The sequence below is a fragment of the Lishizhenia tianjinensis genome (assembly GCF_900116425.1).
GTDB lineage: Bacteria > Bacteroidota > Bacteroidia > Flavobacteriales_D > Crocinitomicaceae > Lishizhenia > Lishizhenia tianjinensis.
This window is the reverse complement of record NZ_FPAS01000001.1, coordinates 201,924-222,663: the sequence shown is the minus strand read 5'-3', so window position 1 is coordinate 222,663 and position 20,740 is coordinate 201,924. Positions and strand designations below refer to the sequence as shown.

The 20,740-nt window shown below is 37.2% G+C and carries 20 protein-coding genes; 14 read left to right on the top strand and 6 right to left on the bottom strand.

All coding sequences use genetic code 11. The features are described 5' to 3' along the window. Nucleotides 1-137 precede the first annotated feature (137 nt). The 8 genes from BM327_RS00985 (at nt 138) to BM327_RS00950 (ending at nt 7,110) form a co-directional block, all read left to right on the top strand. Entirely contained in the window at nt 138-2,867 is a 2,730-nt protein-coding gene (locus tag BM327_RS00985) for a fibronectin type III domain-containing protein (RefSeq protein ID WP_090245335.1), read from the top strand. Nucleotides 2,868-3,001: 134 nt separating this feature from the next. Then, entirely contained in the window at nt 3,002-3,826 is an 825-nt protein-coding gene (gene ygiD / locus BM327_RS00980; RefSeq protein WP_090245333.1) for a 4,5-DOPA-extradiol-dioxygenase, read from the top strand. Nucleotides 3,827-3,828: 2 nt separating this feature from the next. Continuing rightward, complete coding sequence (locus tag BM327_RS00975; RefSeq protein ID WP_244526175.1) at nt 3,829-4,398, top strand: Crp/Fnr family transcriptional regulator; 570 nt, start codon at nt 3,829-3,831, stop codon at nt 4,396-4,398. A gap of 61 nt (nt 4,399-4,459) precedes the next feature. Further along, nucleotides 4,460-4,882: an SRPBCC domain-containing protein gene (locus BM327_RS00970; protein WP_090245329.1), complete on the top strand. Its 423-nt coding sequence runs from the start codon at nt 4,460-4,462 to the stop codon at nt 4,880-4,882. 264 nt (nt 4,883-5,146) lie between these two features. After that, on the top strand, nt 5,147-5,608 hold the full coding sequence (locus tag BM327_RS00965) for a hypothetical protein (protein ID WP_090245327.1): 462 nt from the start codon (nt 5,147-5,149) through the stop codon (nt 5,606-5,608). 2 nt (nt 5,609-5,610) lie between these two features. Next, a complete protein-coding gene (locus BM327_RS00960) occupies nt 5,611-5,970 on the top strand; it encodes a hypothetical protein (protein WP_090245326.1) in 360 nt (119 codons plus the stop codon). Then, on the top strand, nt 5,963-6,499 hold the full coding sequence (locus BM327_RS00955) for a Crp/Fnr family transcriptional regulator (protein ID WP_090245323.1): 537 nt from the start codon (nt 5,963-5,965) through the stop codon (nt 6,497-6,499). The genes BM327_RS00960 and BM327_RS00955 overlap by 8 nt, the downstream gene beginning before the upstream one ends. Nucleotides 6,500-6,558: 59 nt before the next feature. Beyond that, nucleotides 6,559-7,110 (top strand): DinB family protein, encoded by a 552-nt coding sequence (locus BM327_RS00950; RefSeq protein WP_090245319.1) that lies wholly within the window; start codon nt 6,559-6,561, stop codon nt 7,108-7,110. On the opposite strand, the gene BM327_RS00945 is transcribed toward BM327_RS00950, so the two are convergent. Further along, nucleotides 7,107-7,481 carry a Fur family transcriptional regulator gene (locus BM327_RS00945; protein ID WP_090245314.1) on the bottom strand — a complete coding sequence of 125 codons (375 nt, stop codon included), beginning with the start codon at nt 7,479-7,481 and terminating at the stop codon, nt 7,107-7,109. The genes BM327_RS00950 and BM327_RS00945 overlap by 4 nt on opposite strands. Nucleotides 7,482-7,570: 89 nt before the next feature. On the opposite strand from BM327_RS00945, the gene BM327_RS00940 reads away from it, so the two are divergent. Continuing rightward, entirely contained in the window at nt 7,571-8,482 is a 912-nt protein-coding gene (locus BM327_RS00940; RefSeq protein WP_090245311.1) for an NAD(P)/FAD-dependent oxidoreductase, read from the top strand. 113 nt (nt 8,483-8,595) lie between these two features. Here BM327_RS00940 and BM327_RS00935 read toward each other — a convergent pair whose 3' ends face one another. Together BM327_RS00935 and secDF are read right to left on the bottom strand one after the other, a co-directional pair. Further along, on the bottom strand, nt 8,596-9,303 hold the full coding sequence (locus BM327_RS00935) for a hypothetical protein (RefSeq protein WP_090245308.1): 708 nt from the start codon (nt 9,301-9,303) through the stop codon (nt 8,596-8,598). A gap of 64 nt (nt 9,304-9,367) precedes the next feature. Beyond that, entirely contained in the window at nt 9,368-12,472 is a 3,105-nt protein-coding gene (gene secDF / locus BM327_RS00930) for a protein translocase subunit SecDF (RefSeq protein WP_090245305.1), read from the bottom strand. 128 nt (nt 12,473-12,600) lie between these two features. On the opposite strand from secDF, the gene BM327_RS00925 reads away from it, so the two are divergent. Then, nucleotides 12,601-13,158, top strand: a complete 558-nt coding sequence (locus BM327_RS00925; protein WP_090245302.1) for a GNAT family N-acetyltransferase — start codon at nt 12,601-12,603, stop codon at nt 13,156-13,158. Nucleotides 13,159-13,231: 73 nt separating this feature from the next. Here the strand turns inward: BM327_RS00925 and BM327_RS00920 are convergent, their stop codons facing one another. Continuing rightward, a complete protein-coding gene (locus tag BM327_RS00920) occupies nt 13,232-13,657 on the bottom strand; it encodes a hypothetical protein (RefSeq protein WP_090245299.1) in 426 nt (141 codons plus the stop codon). Nucleotides 13,658-13,776: 119 nt separating this feature from the next. Between BM327_RS00920 and lpcA the strand changes: the two genes are divergently transcribed. From lpcA to BM327_RS00900, 4 genes are all read left to right on the top strand, one after another. Then, the gene (gene lpcA, locus BM327_RS00915) at nt 13,777-14,355 is read left to right on the top strand and encodes a D-sedoheptulose 7-phosphate isomerase (RefSeq protein WP_090245296.1); all 579 of its coding nucleotides are present in this window, start codon (nt 13,777-13,779) and stop codon (nt 14,353-14,355) included. Continuing rightward, nucleotides 14,342-15,730 carry an FAD-binding oxidoreductase gene (locus BM327_RS00910; protein ID WP_090245293.1) on the top strand — a complete coding sequence of 463 codons (1,389 nt, stop codon included), beginning with the start codon at nt 14,342-14,344 and terminating at the stop codon, nt 15,728-15,730. Before lpcA ends, BM327_RS00910 begins: the two co-directional genes overlap by 14 nt. A 72-nt stretch (nt 15,731-15,802) precedes the next feature. Continuing rightward, a complete protein-coding gene (locus BM327_RS00905; protein WP_090245290.1) occupies nt 15,803-17,638 on the top strand; it encodes a T9SS type A sorting domain-containing protein in 1,836 nt (611 codons plus the stop codon). 79 nt (nt 17,639-17,717) lie between these two features. Then, nucleotides 17,718-18,500 (top strand): hypothetical protein, encoded by a 783-nt coding sequence (locus BM327_RS00900; protein ID WP_090245287.1) that lies wholly within the window; start codon nt 17,718-17,720, stop codon nt 18,498-18,500. 58 nt (nt 18,501-18,558) lie between these two features. Here the strand turns inward: BM327_RS00900 and BM327_RS00895 are convergent, their stop codons facing one another. After that, complete coding sequence (locus tag BM327_RS00895; protein ID WP_090245284.1) at nt 18,559-18,816, bottom strand: type B 50S ribosomal protein L31; 258 nt, start codon at nt 18,814-18,816, stop codon at nt 18,559-18,561. Nucleotides 18,817-18,978: 162 nt separating this feature from the next. Next, entirely contained in the window at nt 18,979-20,478 is a 1,500-nt protein-coding gene (locus tag BM327_RS00890; RefSeq protein ID WP_244526174.1) for a GH3 auxin-responsive promoter family protein, read from the bottom strand. Nucleotides 20,479-20,740: the final 262 nt, after the last annotated feature.

The following is a 20,740-nucleotide window of genomic DNA, read 5'->3' as shown; positions in this document are numbered from 1 at the left end:
TCCAAAAATGAAGGCTAAATTAAGCACGCGTTAAGGTCCACCCTTTGTCCACCTACCCTCCTCTTTTTGTCTCCTCACAACATGCTCTAAACCATGCTTTCGCACCCGAAATTTGCGCCAACTAAAAATTTTAACACATGAGAAAAATTCTTTCACTATTTTCTATTTTGCTGGTCAATTTAGGTTTTGCACAAAGCATTAAGCCCTATCTTCAAGCCAAAACAGAAAACTCAATTTACGTCAACTGGATTTCTGACGCACCGGGTACTCCGTCTATAGAAGTTGGAAGTAGCGCCACTAACTTAAACTCAACAGTTACAGGTACACAATCTCAATTTATAGATGGAGTAAATAGTTATTACTACAATACCGTCCAGCTCGTAAACTTAACGGCCAATACAAAGTATTTTTACAGAGCTTTTGATGGAGCCTCAAGTTCAGATACATTAAGTTTCAAAACTTCACCACTTCCCGGACAGGCAGCAACGGCTGATGGTCACCTAAAATTTTTAATCATGGGTGATAATCAAATTCAAAGTTCTGGAAGATATGATACACTTGTAGCACAAGCTCGTAGAAAAGTATTGGAAAAATGGGGTGGAGATCCTGCAGACAACATTGAACTTACTTTCATGGTAGGAGATCAAGTTGATTTAGGAAACTTGGACCAATACAGAAATATACACTTCGCCTACAACGAGGCTCTTTCTGGAGAGATTCCTATTCAAACTACTGTGGGTAACCACGAAACTTATGGTTCTCTTGGGATGAGTGCTTATTACTCTCATTTCTATTTGGATCAAATGGCCTATCAAGGTATCACTTCTGGAACGGAGAACTACTATGCTTACCAAGTTGGTAACGTACTCTTTGTAAGTTTTAGTTCTGAACATACAGGGAACAGTCAATACAACTGGCTCGATCAGGTATTAACTGCGGCTGCAACAGACAACACCGTAGATTGGATTTTGAGTTTCTCTCACCGTCCTTATGAAGCCGAACAATATGTAGGTGATATTTCAGGTTGGGTAAAAAATACAGCTGTTCCAAGATGTATGCAGAATTCAAAATACTTAATGCACGTAGGAGCTCACCACCACATTTATTCTAGAGGTCAGTTTAAAGATGGGCCTGTATACAACATCATTTCCGGTGGTACAGCTTGGGATCAATATTGGGGACAATCTGCTGAACAAGATTTCGATTACATCCAAAAAACGATTTCTAACTGGTGTTACCAAATTGTAGATGTTGATGTTACCAATGGAAAAGTAGATGTTGAAACTTATTCGATTGGAAGTCCCATCATGTATGCCAACAACCAATGGAAAAACAATGAATTGGTAGATGAATTTCACCGTTATTTAAATCAACCAGCTCCTAACCAACCTAGCATCACCAATAACTTTGGCGATTCATTGGAACTACCTTATACTTTAGTTTCTTCACCTTACACCACTTCAGGAACAGAGCTTTTGAATACCACTCAATTTGAAGTTTCTCAAGTAAACGACTTCTCCATCATCGAATTTGAAGAATTGAGAGATTTCGAAAACTTATACGGACAGGCCCCTGGACAAAATGCGGATTCAACACAAGACATCAACGCTGGAGTTAATATTTTAGAATTGGAAATTCCTAACAACTCAATTTCTAATGGTTGGCACTATGTAAGAGTGAGACATAGAGATAGAAATTTAGAATGGTCGCCATGGAGTGAAATTGACTCTTTCAAAGTATTCAATTCTTACATTTCTGGTCCGCATTTAGCAATGGATTCGAATGAATACCACATGGGAAGTCCTATGGTAGCTACCTACAGTAATGGTCCGGCAAACTCAACAGACTGGGTAGGTATTTACCCCATTGAACATACACCAGGTCCCAACCCATCAACAGCATGGCAATACTGTAACGGTGCAACAGGAACGATTAACTTTTCAGGTACTGCTTTAAGCAATTCAAACCTCTATTATGCAGCCTTCTTTGAATTAAATGGATACAACGAAGTAGCACCTAGAGACACCTTCTATTACGGAAACATTCCTGTTATTTCAAGCGATACAACAGAATATCCTGTAGGACAAGATGTATTATTAAATGTAAGTAATGCACCAGCACAAATTGATACTATAGAAATCATGAAGGTGGGTCATACACATGGCGTACAAACAGCATATTTTAAAACACCAGTTAACGCGAGTATTGAAAACTTCACGGTAAGTAATCTACCGAAAGGATATTACGCTGCACGTTACTATTTCAAAGGATTAGAAAACATAGGAGAAACTTACTACTTTTCTGTAGGAGATACCATTACAAGCCTATGGATAGATCAACCGGTGTATGATTTAGGTGAAGACATCATTGCCACGTGGACAGATGCGCCTGGAATCGTTAAAGACTGGTTAGGAATTTACAACGATGGAGATGATCCTAATGTAGATCCTTTGATCATGTACGCTTACTTCGATGGTGAAGCAGCAGGTACGAAAACCATTACAGATACACTTCTACCAACACAAACCGGTGACTACTTTATTGTAATGTTTACCGATGATTCATACACAGAGGTATCCAATAGAGAATATTTCACGATTGTAGATCCTTTCTTAGGCGTTGAAGAAATTGACAATGGAATTCAAGTATATCCTAATCCTGTAAAAGACCAGAATTTAACGGTTTTCTCTTCTGACTATCCAATAGAGAGTATCACCTTACGTGATTTTACAGGAAGAGTTGTTTACAGAACAAATAATGTAAAAGGTCAAAAATACTCCATGCTTTCGGAGCAATTACCAAGTGGAACATACATGATAGAAATTCAAACTAGAAAATTATATCGCTATAAAATTGTAGTTCAATAAATTTCTCAAAAGGGGCAATCGAAAGGTTGCCCTTTTTACATTTCTCATTTTAATTCACTAAGAATTCAATTCGGACGATAATCTAGCGTAACTTCTTTGTAAATTGATGATATTTATCCTTTAAAGAAGGCGCTATGAATTTAAATTACTTGGATAAGCTTACCAAAAGCTTTGGAACAACCCCTAAAATGCCTGTATTATTTTTAGGTCATGGCTCTCCTATGAATGCCATAGAAGAAAATGAATTTGTAGAGGGGTTCCGTAAAGTTGCAAAAGAGCTGCCTAAACCCAAAGCCATACTTTGTATTTCAGCGCACTGGGAAACCAATGGTACTATGGTAACTGCTATGGAAGCACCACCAACTATACATGATTTTGGAGGCTTTCCTCAAGAACTATTTGACGTTGAATACCCCGCTCCGGGTAATCCTCTATTGGCGTATACAGCAAAGGAAATCTTAACCAATACAACAGTAGACTTAGACCATGCATGGGGCCTAGATCATGGAGCTTGGAGTGTTATAAAACACCTCTACCCTGAAGCAAATATTCCTGTGGTTCAATTGAGTATTGATAGAAGAAAAGATGCTGAATACCATCATAAACTCGCCAAGCAATTGAGTGTATTACGCGAAAGAGGTGTGTTGATTATTGGTAGTGGGAATATGGTCCACAATTTAAGACGAGTGGCTTGGGATAAACTCAACGATGAATACGCCTTTGATTGGGCAGCCGAAGCAAGTGATCTTATGACGTCTTTTGTTATGAACAATGATTATAAAAATTTGATCAATTACCGCAGTCATGGTGAAGCCTATGATTTAGCCATTCCCACTCCAGAACATTACATACCCTTGTTATACACCATGGGGCTTTTCCAAAAAAGTGATGAGCTAGAACTGTTCAACGATAAGGCCGTTGCAGGTTCACTTACTATGACCTCTGTAAAAATATTTTAGTCTTGGAACTCATACAACACATACAAAATCATTTCAGAATTCCCTTAGATGAGGTTGCTAAAGTAGCAGCTTTGTTTCAGCCATCTCAACTCAAAAAAGAAGCTTTTTACTCCAAAAAAGGCGCCTATTGTTCCCAACTTTCCTTTCTTCAAAAAGGGCACATACGCATTTTTGATCAACAAGGAGATAAGGAAATAACACAATGGATAGCAGGTCCTGGTCAGCTTATTACCGACCTTCGAAGTTTCGTATTTCAACATCCTTCCCGATGGCAAATGCAGTGTTTAGATGAGGTAGAACTATTTAGCATTGACCGTAAAAATTTCGAAAGTTTACATCAACTAGTCCCCAATTGGGCACAGATAGAAAAAGAATTCATCTCTGATTGCTTTATCACTTTAGAGAACCGTGTTTTTAGCCATTTAACCATGAGCGCCGAAGAGCGTTACCTTCATTTTTACAATTACAATCCAGAGTTATTTACCAGTGTACCTCAACAATACTTAGCTTCTATGTTGGGCATGACACCTGAAACTTTCAGTAGAATACGAAAGAAAATTGTGCTTTCTTGATATAGGTCAAGAGGACGAGCTCCCTCCTACCCGAACTTTGTCGTAAACAAATCCACGAAAAATGGCAAAGACAATTTCATCACAAATAACAATAGACGCACCCGTACAGAAAGTATGGAAAGTATTGATGAACACCACAGCTTACCCTGAATGGAACCCTTTCGTAAAAAAATTAAAAGGTGAATTAACGGTAGGTAAAAAAATTACCGTGGACCTACCAGGGATGAAGTTCAAACCGACTGTTGAGGTACTAGAGGAAAACAAAGAATTTCGTTGGCAAGGACATCTGCTTTTCCCGCGTATTTTCGATGGACAACATCAGTTTCTTCTAGAAGAAATCAATTCTAATCAAACGCTGTTTACGCATCAAGAACATTTTAAAGGTTTACTTGTCCCCTTCCTTAAAAAGATGTTAGAAGGTGATACAAAAAAGGATTTTATTGCTATGAATGAGGCGTTGAAAAAGAAATGTGAAACACTGTAGTTATAAACTTCTACCCCCCCTACCCTTTTCTAATACATCTTTCAATTGATTCCATTCAGAGGTATTGAAATATGGATAATGAACTGGAAAAGTAGATGCAGTATTTAAATGAATTCCTCCGCAGGTAAAGCATATTTTTGCTAGACCATTGGATTGGTGTAACCGGTAAATTTGAATTTTGACCTCCTGTTGATTTTTAATTGTAGCCGATGGGTGACATAGACATTTTTCTTAAAAATAACTATCTTTCCTAAAAGCTAAAAAATGAATACAACATTTAAAGAAACTCAAAAATTTACGCAACTCTGGATATGGGTAATATTACTTGCCGTTGGAGGAATTATGACCTATCAATTTGTATGGGGTAATAATCAATCACAGTTTAGAATGGATGAATTTCTTGTTAGTGTAGTGGTTATCTTTTTAGTTATCCTTCTCTTTTTGGTTTGGAAACAAAGCACAGAAATCAGCGAAAAAGGCATTAAAATTCAAGTCTTTCCTTTCTTTACCAAAAACTACAAATGGGAAGATATAGCGGAATGTCAAGTTATAAAATACGGTTTTGTAGGATGGGGTATTCGCTTTGCTCCAGCTTATGGATGGGTATATAATATAAAGGGAAACAAGGGCTTAAGACTCGTTTTTATAAATGGAAAAAAGCGCTTAATTGGCACTCAAAAAGCTGAAGAATTGCAAGAGTTTTTAAAGCAAATAGGGAAAGTTTAACAATGCGCTTTTATTACGACAATAAACTAAAGCTCAAAGATTTAAACCTTCAAAATCAAACCGAGCATCACGCGCATATTGATTTAGGTAGGGCAGGTAAACACATCGTTACCTACGAGATAACTTATCTGGGAAGAAAGAACTATCATAGCTACGAAATTCAAGCAAAAAGCAATATTCTTTATTCTGTCCTCATCCTTTCAGGTATACTTGCTTGTGTTATTGCTATTCTAGTAGATCGACTTGAAGTATTGTATTACTTGCCATTTCTAATTCTGATAGAATTTATAATTGTAAGAGCCGCTTTACGCTCCAAAATCAGAACAGATTTGGACAAATTATTAGAAAAACAATATGCCTGAAGAAAACAACTTACTCCAATACATCCACTCCCATGCACTTTGGGAAGGTGAGCTCAGTTTAAAAAGAGGAGATTACATTCAAAGCTTTGACAAAACAGATACCAACATCTATTTCATCAAAGAAGGTTGTTTGCGCATATTTTGGATGAATGAAGAAGCCGAACATACCATACGTTTTGGATATACGAACAATATCATTGCAGCCTTGGACAGTTTCATTCAACATACTCCCTCTGCTTTTCACATACAAGCTTTGCGTAAAACAGAGATTTTGATGCTTTCTAAAAGTAAATTTGAAGAAATAATACAAGCGCATCCAAATTTGAAAGAAGAATGGATAGTGATGTTACAAGCTTTAATTATACAGCAACTCGATCGTGAAAAAGACCTTTTGATTTCCTCACCCTTGGATAGGTATGAACGCGTGCTGAAAAGGAGTCCACAATTGTTCCAAGAAGTGCCCAACAAGTACATCGCCGATTATTTGCGTATGACACCCGAAACACTTTCTAGAATCATGAATTCTTAATTTCAATCAAGATTTAAGTCTAAACAATGTCCGAACTTTGATCTAGGAAAAGTAAACACATGGAAACTCAAAAATTAATAGAACAACTCATCGGAAATAGTGAAAGACATCTTCAATTTGCAGAAGCTTGCAAAAAAATTGATATATCACATTTAAACTACAAAGCAAACGCTGAAAGCTGGAGTGTTTTAGAATGTATAGAACACTTAAACCTCTACGGTGATTTTTACAATCCTTCTTTAAAACAAAGTCTTTCAAAAGCAAAACCAGCAGTCCGAAGGCATTTCAAACCTGGCTTATTGGGTAATTATTTCACGCAAAGTATGTACCCTAAAGAGAAGTTGAATAAAATGAAAACCTTCAAGGATAAAAACCCTGTAGGTAGTACTTTAAATTTATCTCACTTGGATAGGTTTATAAATCAACAACACCAATTTATTGAACTGTTAAAAGAAGCAGAACACAAAAACCTGAATTTTAAAACTCCAATTTCCATCAGTAAATGGTTGAAACTTAAATTAGGAGATACTTTTCACTTTGTAAGTGCTCATAATGAACGACACATACAACAAGCAAAAAGAATATTAAACCAACAAAAAATAAACCTTTAAGAATTACACTTCTTGCAAACGCCAGATATTACCCCGTTGAAATTTTCAGCGATATAGCCTTCTGGCATTTGCAAGCTAATTTCCTTATCTAAACAAACAACCTCATTGCACTGTACACATCTGAAATGAAAATGATTGTGTACATGTTTGCTTTCACCACAATTTAAACAAAGTGCAAAATATTGTTTACCGTCATCTCCTACAATTTTATGCACCTTGCCGTCTTCATGAAAACGGTTGAGAATACGGTAGATTGTTGCTCTATCCACCCCTTCTAGCTGTGCCATTATTTTCTCATGACTCACTGCAGCCTCCTCCTTTTGAAGGATTTCCAACACTTCTTGCGAATTCTTTGTATTTCTCCTCTTCATTTATTGCGACATAGTTGCATTTAAAGAAATTATCTTACATTTGTTTCAATAGGAAGAGATGCGCACCTCTTTATTGAACTTTTACAAATATGAAAAAACAATTCGAAGTAATCATCATTGGCGGGAGTTTCGCTGGACTATCAGCAGGTTTAACCTTGGGAAGAAGTTTAACTCCCACCCTAATTATTGATTCAGGTGAACCCTGTAATGCCCCCACACCACACGCTCATAATTTGATCACCCACGATGGAAAGGTTCCAGGGGAAATAGCTCACCTCGGTAAAAAAGACCTAGAAAAATACGACCACGTTGAATTTATTAATAATCGTGTTGTACACATCGAGCAAAAAGAGGATCAATTTCTAATTCTCACAGATACCGATGAAGAATATTTTGCGGAACAAATCATTTTTGCAACAGGAGTAAAAGACCTCCTTCCTGAAACAAAAGGATTTAAGGAATGTTGGGGAAAGACAATTATACACTGTCCGTATTGCCATGGTTACGAAGCAAAAAATACTAAAACCGGCATACTAGCGAAAGGTGAACAAGCTTTTGAAAAGGCCAAGATGATTTTTCACTGGACAAAAGATCTTACCATATTCACCAATGGTCCACACGAAATGACAGCCGAACAACTTGAAATACTTTCTAAAAAGAACATTTCAGTACTAGAGAAAGAAATTAAAAGCTATCTGCACGACGAAGGTAAATTAGAGGCTCTGGAATTTATGGATAACACGCGTATGGAACTTGATCATCTTTACGCTCTACTACCTACGGCTCAACCTAACAGTTTAGCAATTGACTTAGGAATAGAAATATCCGAAAGCGGACATATAGTTACCAATGAATTTCAAACGACCAGTCAACCCAAAATTTTGGCAGCGGGAGATGGAACCACGCCCATGCGTTCTCTTTCACAAGCCATAGCCCAAGGTAACATCGCAGGCGTTGTAGCTAATAGAACTTACATACAGAATAAGTACGATTTTGAATAAATCCTAGCATGGAGAAAGGTGGATGAATGGGGAATTCATTTTATACTAACCAAACATTTACCTTTCTGCTCGCGGAGTATTTCCATACCCTACAAAGAATTGAACGTTTGGTACTAGTTTAATTTGGTTATTCTCTTTTTGGGTAAATCCTTACCAAAATTTTCTTTCACCTCTCTGAGTTCAATGGCTTTCCAGACCACAGAATCTAAGGTCATTTCCATTAAATAACTATATTCTCCCGTAGAAAGATTGCTTTGATAGATTTTAACATAAGGATGCGCTTGCATAAAACTATCCATTCCGAACTCCTTTACATCACGGTACCATTTCTTGTTTTGCTTCAAGTTTTTCTGAACGATACATTCTTTTATCCAAGGATATACTTTATAGTTACTTGTTTTGTAGGTTTCATACTTTATCCATACTGCTTTTTCTCCTCCTACAACCGTATCTTTGTGTTCAAGTATCCTTTCCTTCCATAAAGATTCACGCAGGTCATAATAGAACAATGTATCTACATTAAAACTAATAAACTTCAATTCCTTTGCGTCCACGTCTAGTAGGTGCTGACCAAGAGTGTCTCCTTCCTCACTTAAAGAAGTAAAAAACTCGTTACCTTCTTTATATTGACTCCTTATTTTACTGCTACCAACCTTCTCGCCCTTTACCCTTTTTCCATCAACGAGGGACATACTATAAATAGATTGTGTAAAAAACAACTCTCCTTCAAAGTACTTTTTATTTCGCGTACTACTACTGAACACAAGTAAAATACCGAATGCCAGAACCAGTCCCAACAATTTATTATTAACCACTTCCATTCTTTGAAAATAAAAAATCCCCGCTGTTTACACAACGGGGATTTTCAATATTTAAAAAGTCAGATTAAGCCATCGCTTCTTCTTCTACTTTTTTCTCAGCTTTTTCTGGGTCAGCCTTTGCTCCTAAATCTACTACTGCAGGAGTTGCAATACAGATAGAAGAGTAAGTACCTACTACAACACCTATCATTAAGGCGAATACGAAACCTCTAATTGCTCCACCTTCATCAAAAATGAAGATTGTTAACAATACGATGAACGTAGATAACGAAGTATTGATAGTTCTACTTAACGTAGTGTTCAATGCTAAGTTAATAACCTCTTTTCTATCCTTACCTCTGTATTTGTTTAAGTATTCTCTAATTCTATCGAATACAACAACAGTATCGTTAATAGAGTAACCCACAACCGTTAAGATAGCAGCGATAAACGCTTGGTCTATCTCCATGTTGAAGCTTAACATTCCGTGTAATCCAGCGAAGATTCCTAAAACGATAGTAACGTCGTGGATCATTGCCAAGATAGCACCCGCACCATATTGCCATTTACCAAATCTTACTAAGATGTAAGCGAAGATTATAATTAATGACATTACGATAGACAATAAAGAAGATGATTTCAATTCTTCAGAAACTGAAGCAGAAACTGAACGAGAGTTCTCAATCTTAGAAGTACCATATTCTGCAACGTGTGCTTTCAACGTGCTTTCGATTGCTTCTTGAACTTGCTCTCCTGAACCAGGTACAGTAGATAAGTAATCTGTAGCAATTTCTACACGGTAATCAGAATTTCTTGACTTAACTTCAACTGATGCCGATTTTCCTTCTTTATCAATCAAGTTCGCTCTTAATTCTGTTTCAATTTCATCAATTTTATCCGCTACTGGCTCAGTAAATACCATTTCGTATGTTCTACCACCAGCAAACTCAACAGATTGTTTCAATCCTCTAGAGAAAATTGCTGCCAATCCTAACACTACCAATACACTTGATAAGATGTAGAATTTCTTTCTGTTTTTAATGAATTGGAAGTTTAAGTTCTTAAACAATCCTTTAGATACTTTCGTAGAGAAATCAAATGTAGCTGATTTTTCTAATCTCCATTCGAATACCAATCTCGTGATAACTACAGCTGCAAATACAGAAGTGAAGATACCAATGATTAATGTAGATGCGAAAGATTCGATTGGTCCTGTACCGAAAGATTTCAATACAAAAGCAGTTAATAAAGTTGTGATGTTAGCATCCAAAATAGCAGCTAATGCTTTTTTGTAACCATCTTTCACAGCTAACTTCATTCCTTTACCGTCAGCAATTTCTTCTCTAATTCTTTCGTAGATCAATACGTTAGCATCCACAGACATACCGATAGTTAATACGATACCTGCAATACCTGCTAAAGTTAATACCGCTCCGAAGGCAGCTAAACAACCAACGATGAATAAAATGTTAGCGATCAATGCGATATCAGCAACAACACCTGCTTTACCGTAGTAGAAAATCATGTAAGCCAATACGATAGCTAAAGCAATACCGAAAGAGATTAAACCACCTCTAGAGTTCGCTTCACCAATTGTAGGTCCTACAACTGCCTCGTCAACGATAACACATGGTGCTGGTAAAGCTCCACCGTTCAACAAGTTTACTAAACCTTTTGCTTCTTCAGCAGTAAAGTTTCCTGTAATTTGTGTGTTTCCACCTGGGATTGGTCCGTTAATACGTGGAGCAGAGAATACTTTGTTGTCCATTGTAATGGCAATGTATTCGTAAATCATTCCACCGTTTGGTCCTGTTCTAGGTCTTAACTCATCTGTCATCTGTCCCCATTTGTCAGCACCCTCTGGGTTCATCGTAACGTTTACAGAAATAGTTGCAGAGTTTTCATCTACACCAACGTTTGCTTTGTCTATATCAGAACCACCTACTCTAGCTTTTCCATCTTCTGGTACTTGTAAAGCGAATAATTCGTAGTATAAAGTATCGTTGTTATCAAACTTAGTTTCGTAGTTCGCCCAAGCAAAAATTACTTGACCGTTCAACATCTCAGCAGCTTTAGCATTGATCAACTCGTTTACACGTGCTGTATCTTTTGCTTTTGCGTAACCAATGATAGGTGTTGGCATGAAACCTTGATCTTGAGAAATCAATGGTTGGAATATCTTTAATAACTCAGGAGTTTTCGCTGGAGCGTCTGCCTCTGCTGTTTCTCCTTCTAATAAAGACTCTAAAGAATTTGTATCTTCTACTGTAGTTTCAGCAACTGCTGTAGAATCTGCTGTATCGTTTAATAAATCGTCTAATACATCCGTTTCTTGCTCATCTGCTAACAATGCATTGATGATACCACCAATTTCATTTCCTTTGATAGCTCTGTAGAACTCAAGGTTTGCAGTTGATTGCAATCTATTTCTTACTGTAGTTTGATCTTTAACACCTGGTAATTCGATGTAGATTCTGTTTGTTTCCTCGTCTCTAGTAATGTTTGGTTGAGCTACACCGAATTGGTTAATACGGTTTTCCATGATCGTCTCAACTCCTGAAAGCGCATCTTTGTATAAAGACTTTAAGAAAGCAACAACTTCCTCATCTGTAGACTGAATAGAAAGCTCTTCTAACGTTTCTTGAGTAGAAAAGTCTTCAATCAAACTAACTTCTGGAGATAACTCTTTGTGCTTACGTGCGAAAATGTCAACAAAATCACCACCTACTGTATTGTACTCCTCCACTGCAGCATCAAAAGCTGAAGAAAAAGAATTACTGTTTACATCTGCAGCGTAGTTTTTCACCAATGCTGGAGTAGATAATTCTAAAGTTACAGACATTCCACCTTTAAGGTCAAGTCCTAAAGCAATACTCTTGTTTTTTACGTCGTTGTACGTGTTTCCTAAGAAAACCTCCTCAGAGTTCTTTCCTTTTAAGATGTCGTTTAACACCGCAGCTTCTGCAAAATCTCTAGCCTCGTTGTCGTTAACATTAACCGTAGTACCATTTGGAAGCGCTAAAATTGTGTCTCCGGCTGGTAGGTTGGCAAACATTTCTTCAACTTGGGCTTTAGCTTCAGCCTCTGCGTCGTTTTCAACACCGTTCGAAACGAACGTAAACGTTAACTGGTATAAACACACAACTGCCAATACAATTGTGAAAAACCAAAAAAATCCTTTGTTACGCATATCGTAATCTTATAGTTTGAAAATTTAATAGCTCGCAAATATATCATTTCATATCATTAATATCAACTATATGACAAAGTGTTATTAACATTCCTAACTTTGCTTGGCGTACTATATCTGATAATCAAATGAAGACATTCAACAAACACTTTCAAAAAACAGAAGAATTGGACCATTTGGTCCACTACATGATACTCGAAGTAATACCTGAGATCAACATTTCTAAATCCGCTGATCTTAAACTTGATACTGTACAAATAGAGGATGCTGAAAGTTATTTCAACAACTGGTTAACAGTAGGAGAAAAATGGAATTGGGTAGGACGAATTATAGCAGGCGAAGCTGCGTTAAAAGAAGATCTTTCCAAAGACACAAAACATATATTTAACATACAATTAAAGGAGGAAACGATAGGATTGTGTGAATATGAAATAAAGGATGGGAATTGTGAGATTATTTACTTTGGGTTAAAAGAGGCTTTTATAGGAAAAGGTTGGGCAAAAAAAGCCTTTGAACTCCTACTCCACCGCATCTACCAACATGACCTAAAAAGAGTATGGCTACATACCTGTAGTTTAGATGCTCCACAAGCGAAAGTCTTTTACAGAAACTTTGGATTTAGAACCTATAAGATCCAAAAAGAACGCGTTACACTTTGGAAACAAAAGAAGGAGCAAGTACAATAAGAGATAAAGATCACTTCTTATGCCTTCCGGTATGAATACAAAAAAAGTCCCAATTTGCATTGGGACTTTTCGTTTATAAATCGTTTGGCAATTCTGCCTCTTTGTATTTCTTTTTCTTCGGTTTTAATTGATCGATGAAAATAACCTTAAACTTCTCACCGTCTTCTGTTGTAATCATTTCAGAAATTCCGTTGGTAATTCTCGGAGCTTGTCTGTTATCATTATAAAATTTGCGGTCCAACATTTCAGAGGTGTTATCATCATAAAAGAAGAAAATGCTTGTAATTACTCCATTTTCAACTCTTGCTTTTCCTTGAATACAGTAAACTTCTCCGTTCTCAAAAAATGAAATAACCACGTTTCTGTGCATATCATCAGAAACTGTGTAAGAACCTCTTTCTTCAAACGCCTTTTCATAACGCTCAAAACATGTAGCTTCCTGTGCTACAGAAGCTAAGGTTAAAAGGAGTGTCAAGGCCGCCAATAATGTTTTCTTCATATTTTATAGTATTAGTCCCAGAGTTTATAAAATCGGGAGCATCAAATATAATAATCTTGTTACATTTTCAATAGGGTCTACTTCTAAATTTCATTATTTTTGGAATTCAATCCAGACATATGAATGAGATAAAAGCGCATTTCGAAGAAGCTGCACAAATACTATCTACTTTTTATACAAATCCAGAAAATATAGCTGCCATTGAAGCGGCTGGAGAAATTCTAGTGAACAGTTTTGAACAAGACGGTAAAGTAATGTCTTGTGGAAACGGAGGCTCTATGTGTGATGCCATGCACTTTGCCGAAGAATTAACAGGAAGGTATAGAGACAATAGAAAAGCGGTAGGTGCACTTTCCATTTCGGACGCTTCACACATGTCTTGTGTTTCAAATGATTATGGATACGACCACGTTTTTTCGCGCTTTTTAGAAGGTGTTGGAAGAAAGGGAGATGTTTTATTGGCCATCTCTACCAGCGGAAACTCTACCAACGTTATTAATGCCATCAAAGTGGCAAAAGAAAAAGGAATTCACGTAATTGGATTAACAGGTAAAGACGGCGGAAAAATGGCAGAACTATGTGATGTTGAAATCCGTGCACCTCATTCTAAATACGCCGATAGAGCGCAAGAAATCCACATTAAAGTAATACACAGTTTAATTGATTACGTAGAAAGAAAATTCGATGGAATTCACTAAACACCTTCAATATTTTCAAAGCATCTTATCCAACAGGTGTTTCGTAGATCAGGAAAACTTATACAAGTATAGTAAGGACGAAACAGAAGACATTTCTGTGCTGCCAATCGCTGTACTCAAACCAAAAACTACACAAGAAGTTGCTGCCATTTTAAAGTATTGTAATACACACAAAATAGCAGTTACCCCTCAAGGTGCTCGAACAGGATTAAGTGGCGGAGCTATACCGCACGAAGGATCCATAGCCATGAGCATGGAGTACTTCAACAACATCTTAGAAATAGACGAAAAAAATCACCAAGTTACAACCGAACCTGGCGTGATAACGGAAGTTCTTCAGAACGCGGTAAAGGAGAAAGGACTCTTCTACCCTCCAGACCCAGCGAGTAAAGGTTCTTGTTTCATTGGAGGAAATGTTGCAGAAAACAGTGGCGGACCAAAAGCTGTGAAATACGGTGTTACTAACGCCTATGTATTAAATCTAGAAGTAGTATTGCCTAACGGCGAAATTATCTGGACGGGTGCCAACACCTTAAAGAACTCAACAGGCTACAATTTAACGCAACTCATCGTGGGAAGTGAAGGAACATTAGCCGTGATTACAAAAATAGTTCTGCGCCTAATTCCCCACCCTACCGATAATTTATTGATGCTTGTGCCCTTTTTCAAAGCAACAGAAGCTTGTGAGGCTGTCGCAGCCATCTTTAGAAAGGGAATTACACCAAGTGGATTGGAGTTTATGGAAAAAGATGCCTTGAACTTAGCCAAAGCCTTTACCGGTGATGAAAAGATAGAAGTTAAGGAAAACCATGAAGCTCATTTACTCATAGAAGTTGATGGATTTGATAAGAAGGTGCTTTTCAAAGAGTGCGAACAAATCATGGAAGTTTTGGGTGAATTCAACACGGATGAAATACTATTTGCTGAAGATGAAGCTCAGAAAAATAGCTTGTGGAATCTAAGAAGAAAAGTAGGTGAAGCCGTTAAAGCTCATTCTACGTATAAGGAAGAAGACACTGTAGTTCCACGTTATGAATTACCACAATTGTTGTCTGGTGTAAAATCAATAGGAAAAAAATACGGTTTCCAATCTGTATGTTACGGTCATGCCGGAGATGGAAATTTACACGTGAATATTTTAAAAGGAGATTTAACCGCACAACAATGGGAGGATGATTTACCTAAAGCGATCACTGAAATTTTTGAACTCACTAAAAAATTAGGAGGAACATTATCGGGTGAACACGGTATAGGCTTGGTCCAAAAACAGTACATGCCCATCGTATTTAATGAGGTACAATTAAACTTAATGAAAAACATTAAAAATCTCTTCGATCCCAATAATATCTTGAACCCAGGGAAGATTGTCTCTTAATTGTCTTTGACAAAAACTAGCTTTTCTGCGTGATTAAAGGTATATTCGTTAGACACGAAATAAACCATAATCATGAAAAAATTTACTGTAACCCTAGCATTGCTAGCAGGTACATTTATGACCTATGCGCAATACACCGCCATAGCCACCACTGGATATAACGAAGACATCGTAGCCGAAACCACACCCGCTGCAACTACAACCTCACTAAGCATGGATGGTTCTGATTTTGTTTTTTATTCTCAGGCTTATGGCACAGCTTCAGGATCAACAAAGGGCCTACCCGATAATCTTATAGTAAGTTCCGCTGGATATAGCTTTGAACTTCAATCTTACACAGGAAATAATGCACTCTTTTTAAGAAATCCAAATCAGCCTTCAGGTCAAACCGATACTCTTGAAATTACAAGTCCGGCGAATTACTCAAGCCTTAGCGTATTGTGTGTTTCTACAGAAGGTCAGGGTTTAATGAGCGCTCAAATTATTTTCTCTGACGGAACAAGTGAAACAACTTCTGGACATATTGTGAAAGACTGGTTCAATGGTACAAATTACATCATGACCAATATTGACAGAGTTGGAAGATCTACCGATAACATTGCTAATATTTTCAATAACCCAAGATTATATAGTGTTGACATACCTGTATCTTGTGCAAACGAAACTAAGAGCATTTCTAAAATTGTTTTTACCAACCAGAGTACAACAAACGGTAGAATTTACATCATGGGCTTGGCAGGATCAGGTCAACTGTCTGTTACTTTAGGAAATACTTTTGATTTGATATGTAACAATGGAAATGACGGGTTTGCAGAAGCTGTGGTTACTGGAGGACAAGCACCTTATTCTTACAACTGGACAAATGGTCCTACAACAACCACAAACACAGTGAACACTTTATCGGCGGGTGCACATAAATGTATCGTAACAGATAACAGAGGGTGTCAAGATTCAACAGCTATCTTCACCTTAACAGAACCAGCACCTATATCGGTAACAGAAAACGCTACAACTTGTCAGGGTTACCCTTATGTAATAGGTAACAACTATTACTACAATGCAGGTACATACACAACAGCACTTACGGCTGCCAATGGGTGTGACAGTCTTGTTGTAACCAACTTAACCGTTACGCCAGCTCCAGAATACACCGAAAACGTATCAATTTGTGCAGGATCTAGCTACCAAATTGGAAACAGTACTTATACAGACGCTGGAACCTACACCAACACTTTATACTCTTCGAGTTTTTGTGACAGTGTAGTAATTACAGTTCTTACAGTAACTCCAGCACCAGAATACACTCAAAACGTTTCGATTTGTGCGGGTGACAGTTACAACATCGGAGCAAACAGTTACACCACTGCAGGTACTTACACTGATACACTGAGTGCAACTACAACTTGTGACAGTATTGTAATCACTACTCTGACGGTTGCTGATGTTATTGCAGAAATTGACGCATCAAGCTCTACTTTTAGCTCAGTAAATCAAGCTACAAACTTCACTTACCAATGGTTGGATTGCAACAACGGAAATCAAGCCATTGCAGGAGAAACTAATGCAACTTTTAACGTAACTCAAAATGGAAGTTATGCACTAGTTGTTAGCAATGGAACATGTACAGATACTTCAGAGTGCTACATCGTTGATAATGTAGGAATAGAGAATAACGAAACATCTTTTATCGCTATTTCTCCTAACCCTACAACAGGACTTGTTAAAATTTCAGGAAATAATATAATTAAAGAAGCGGTAGTATTTACAACGCAAGGAAAACAAGTAAATACTATTATTCAGGAGGATATTAAATCAATAGACCTTACTGAATTACCAAGTGGAGTATACTTTGTTCAGCTGACTTCAGTGGATAACCAACAACACGTTATAAGGTTGGTGAAACAATAGTATATCAAACTATTCTAAGGAAAGTCTCGGCAGTTTTGTCGAGACTTTTTTTATACCTTACACCAACTTAATTAACAGCATGAAAAAGACCATACTCTACCTCTTCCCTATCATATTCTTAGGTTGCTCTACAACCGACGAAAACACTGAAAAATCAGAAGCAAATAGTGATCTGTTTAAAGTAACAGAATATGGACTATTTGAGGGCACTGAACTGAATGAGCACATTTATTTTGTAGAATTTCAACAACACGGTACATTGGGTCAGATGGTAAAGTATTATCCCTTGCCAGAAAATCTAAGCGATACGTTTACTTTCAATAAAGAAGATTATTTCTCCTTTCCCATTAAATATAAGTTTAACTACCCCACGCAAATCGATAAAATCCTCAACCCAAAAGATTTTTTATACCACATTCGCGCCATGGCTAAAGACAAATTCGATGAAGTGATAGCGAGGAGCAACGATAGTATAAAACCGATGTTAATCCAACTCAAACAGGTTGCTACAGATAGTGCTAGAATCGTAGATCACAACACAAAAGAATTCTATTTATACAATTTTGGTAAAGCCTTGTTAAAAGACACCTTACCCGGTATATTAAACCTGGCCTATTTAAATGTTCAAGACTCTTTGGTAGAATTTGGCGGAGCCCATCGTACACGACAAACAAACCTTGTATTTAGCGACTATTTCTTAGCGTTTCCAGATTTACTTGATGAGGAACTATCAGTAGAAGATTCTACCTTCATAAGAACCAATAGAGCCAGTCAGAAAATTAACTACATCTATCAAAGTACTTCATTCGAGAATGAAAATGGAAGAATAAGTAGGGTGATGATTTTAGAAGAAATTAGATAAACACAAAAATCCCGACTCATTTGAGTCGGGATCAATACTTAATATATAGATGTCAATCTTATTTCTTGATGTGACGAGCGTATCTGTTCTTGAACTTATCGATACGTCCTGCAGTATCCACAAACTGAGCCTTACCTGTAAAGAATGGGTGAGATTTGTGAGAGATATCCAATTTAACTAAAGGATAAGTGTTTCCATCTTCCCACTCAATATCTTCTGTAGAAGGTGCACATGAGTGACAAACGAATGCGTAATCATTAGTCATATCTTTAAATACAACTAATCTATAGTTCTCTGGATGTATATCTTTTTTCATCTTACTGTGTTTTCTAAATTCTTTTCCCTCAATTGGGAATGCAAAATTAATAATCTTTTTTCGGATTGCAAATATAGAGAGAATTATTTGATTAATTCTTTGGTTTTAAATGAAAATCGTAAGAAATCTTCCTCTTTTATAAACAATCAACTTTTAATTAAGCTAAGGTACTACTTTCATTTGAATGGCCTCCATAACTTCTTCTAAAACTCTTCTATCATTCATGAGTCTAGGAACTTTGTGCTGTCCACCCAATTTCCCCTTCTGTTTTAGCCAAGTATTAAAACTTCCCTTGGTCAATTGATGCACTTTAGGAAAGGCCAAAGCCATGTCTTTATAACGTTTGGCTTCATAGTCAGAATTTAAACTTTTAAGGGTATTATCTAATACCTCTACGAAATAATCAAAGTCTTTTGGTGCCTCGGCAAATTCTATCAACCATTCGTGTCCCCCACTCTGCTGCCCCTCCATAAAGATAGGTCCGGCTGTATACTCATGCACCTGCGCTCCCGCTCTTTCACAAGCTACAGACATTGCTTTCTCTGCATTTTCAACAATCAATTCTTCACCAAAAACATTGATATAGCTTTTGGTTCTGCCCGTTACTTTAAATCGCTTAGGTTTGAGTTCTGTAAACATAATGGTATCACCAATAATATACCTCCACAACCCACCATTAGTTGTAATAACCATAGCATAATTCACCCCCAATTTCACTTCATTTAAAGGAATTACTACCTCAGAGTTCACCCCTTTGTACTTATCCATAGGAATGAATTCATAGAAAATACCATAATCCAACATCAAAAGTAAATCTCCATCTTGTGTATCTTGAATTCCGAAAAACCCTTCTGATGCATTGTAAGATTCTACATAGTTCATGTAAGGATTTCCAATGATGCGATCAAACTCCTTGCGGTAAGGTTCAAAACTTACTCCCCCATGCATAAACAACTCTAAATTGGGCCAAACTTCTTTGATGGTTTGTTTTCCGGTAATCTCTAAAATTCTGTTGAGAATAACCATGGTCCAGCTCGGCACGCCTGCAATGATGTGTATATCTTCTTTAATCGTAGATTGCGCAATACACTCTATCTTTTCTTCCCACTCGCTCATGAGTGCTATTTCTTTCGAAGGTCTACGTTTTAATTCAGCCCACCAAGGTAGGTTGTTCACAATTATTGCCGAAAGATCTCCTATGTAAGAAGAGGAAGACAAATGCTGTTCATTACACTGAGAAGAACCACTAATGATCAAATGCTTACCGTTCCATAGTTTAGTGCCTGGATGCTGGGCGTAATACAAACCCAACAAGTCTTTCCCACCTTTGTAATGACAAGCTTCTAAGGAGTCTTTGGTAACGGGAATGAATTTACTTTTATCAGAAGTTGTACCAGACGATTTCGCGAACCATTTGGTTTCTCCTGGCCACAAAACATCATCCTCTCCCTTCATGGCGAAGTCCACCCAATGCTTTAAGCTCTCGTAATCCATCAACGGGACTTTCTCATTGAAATCTTTATACTCTTCTATGTGTTCAAACCCCATTTCTTTACCAAAACGCGTTGCACGTCCGGCTTCTATATTGCGGTGAAAGAGTTCTTCTTGAACTTCATCCGGGTATTTGCGAAATAAATCGATCTGATGAATGCGTTTTTTCATCAGCCAACTAAAAATGGAATTGAACGGCATAAACAGTGTATTTGAAAAGTAATATACAATTTTCTGCGGTAATGCTGTAGGAGATTTAAAAATTTAAGCGCAAACGAGCGTTCGCTTCTTTGAAATTCAAAGATTCAAGGATTCAAAAATTCAACAATTCGAGAATTTGAAAATTTGATGATTTGATGGATTCTTTAATCCTTATCGAATTTCTAGTCATCTAGCACTCTAGAAATCTAGCTTCTCAAAATACAAGATAACC

Excerpts from the sequence above, each read along its gene's own strand:
- BM327_RS00985 (WP_090245335.1), top strand. The coding sequence starts at position 138 with ATGAGAAAAATTCTTTCACTATTTTCTATTTTGCTGGTCAATTTAGGT.
- ygiD (WP_090245333.1), top strand. The coding sequence starts at position 3,002 with ATGAATTTAAATTACTTGGATAAGCTTACCAAAAGCTTTGGAACAACC.
- BM327_RS00970 (WP_090245329.1), top strand. The coding sequence starts at position 4,460 with ATGGCAAAGACAATTTCATCACAAATAACAATAGACGCACCCGTACAG.
- BM327_RS00965 (WP_090245327.1), top strand. The coding sequence starts at position 5,147 with ATGAATACAACATTTAAAGAAACTCAAAAATTTACGCAACTCTGGATA.
- BM327_RS00960 (WP_090245326.1), top strand. The coding sequence starts at position 5,611 with ATGCGCTTTTATTACGACAATAAACTAAAGCTCAAAGATTTAAACCTT.
- BM327_RS00955 (WP_090245323.1), top strand. The coding sequence starts at position 5,963 with ATGCCTGAAGAAAACAACTTACTCCAATACATCCACTCCCATGCACTT.
- BM327_RS00950 (WP_090245319.1), top strand. The coding sequence starts at position 6,559 with ATGGAAACTCAAAAATTAATAGAACAACTCATCGGAAATAGTGAAAGA.
- BM327_RS00945 (WP_090245314.1), bottom strand. The coding sequence starts at position 7,481 with ATGAAGAGGAGAAATACAAAGAATTCGCAAGAAGTGTTGGAAATCCTT.
- BM327_RS00940 (WP_090245311.1), top strand. The coding sequence starts at position 7,571 with ATGAAAAAACAATTCGAAGTAATCATCATTGGCGGGAGTTTCGCTGGA.
- BM327_RS00935 (WP_090245308.1), bottom strand. The coding sequence starts at position 9,303 with ATGGAAGTGGTTAATAATAAATTGTTGGGACTGGTTCTGGCATTCGGT.
- secDF (WP_090245305.1), bottom strand. The coding sequence starts at position 12,472 with ATGCGTAACAAAGGATTTTTTTGGTTTTTCACAATTGTATTGGCAGTT.
- BM327_RS00925 (WP_090245302.1), top strand. The coding sequence starts at position 12,601 with ATGAAGACATTCAACAAACACTTTCAAAAAACAGAAGAATTGGACCAT.
- BM327_RS00920 (WP_090245299.1), bottom strand. The coding sequence starts at position 13,657 with ATGAAGAAAACATTATTGGCGGCCTTGACACTCCTTTTAACCTTAGCT.
- lpcA (WP_090245296.1), top strand. The coding sequence starts at position 13,777 with ATGAATGAGATAAAAGCGCATTTCGAAGAAGCTGCACAAATACTATCT.
- BM327_RS00910 (WP_090245293.1), top strand. The coding sequence starts at position 14,342 with ATGGAATTCACTAAACACCTTCAATATTTTCAAAGCATCTTATCCAAC.
- BM327_RS00905 (WP_090245290.1), top strand. The coding sequence starts at position 15,803 with ATGAAAAAATTTACTGTAACCCTAGCATTGCTAGCAGGTACATTTATG.
- BM327_RS00900 (WP_090245287.1), top strand. The coding sequence starts at position 17,718 with ATGAAAAAGACCATACTCTACCTCTTCCCTATCATATTCTTAGGTTGC.
- BM327_RS00895 (WP_090245284.1), bottom strand. The coding sequence starts at position 18,816 with ATGAAAAAAGATATACATCCAGAGAACTATAGATTAGTTGTATTTAAA.
- BM327_RS00890 (WP_244526174.1), bottom strand. The coding sequence starts at position 20,478 with ATGAAAAAACGCATTCATCAGATCGATTTATTTCGCAAATACCCGGAT.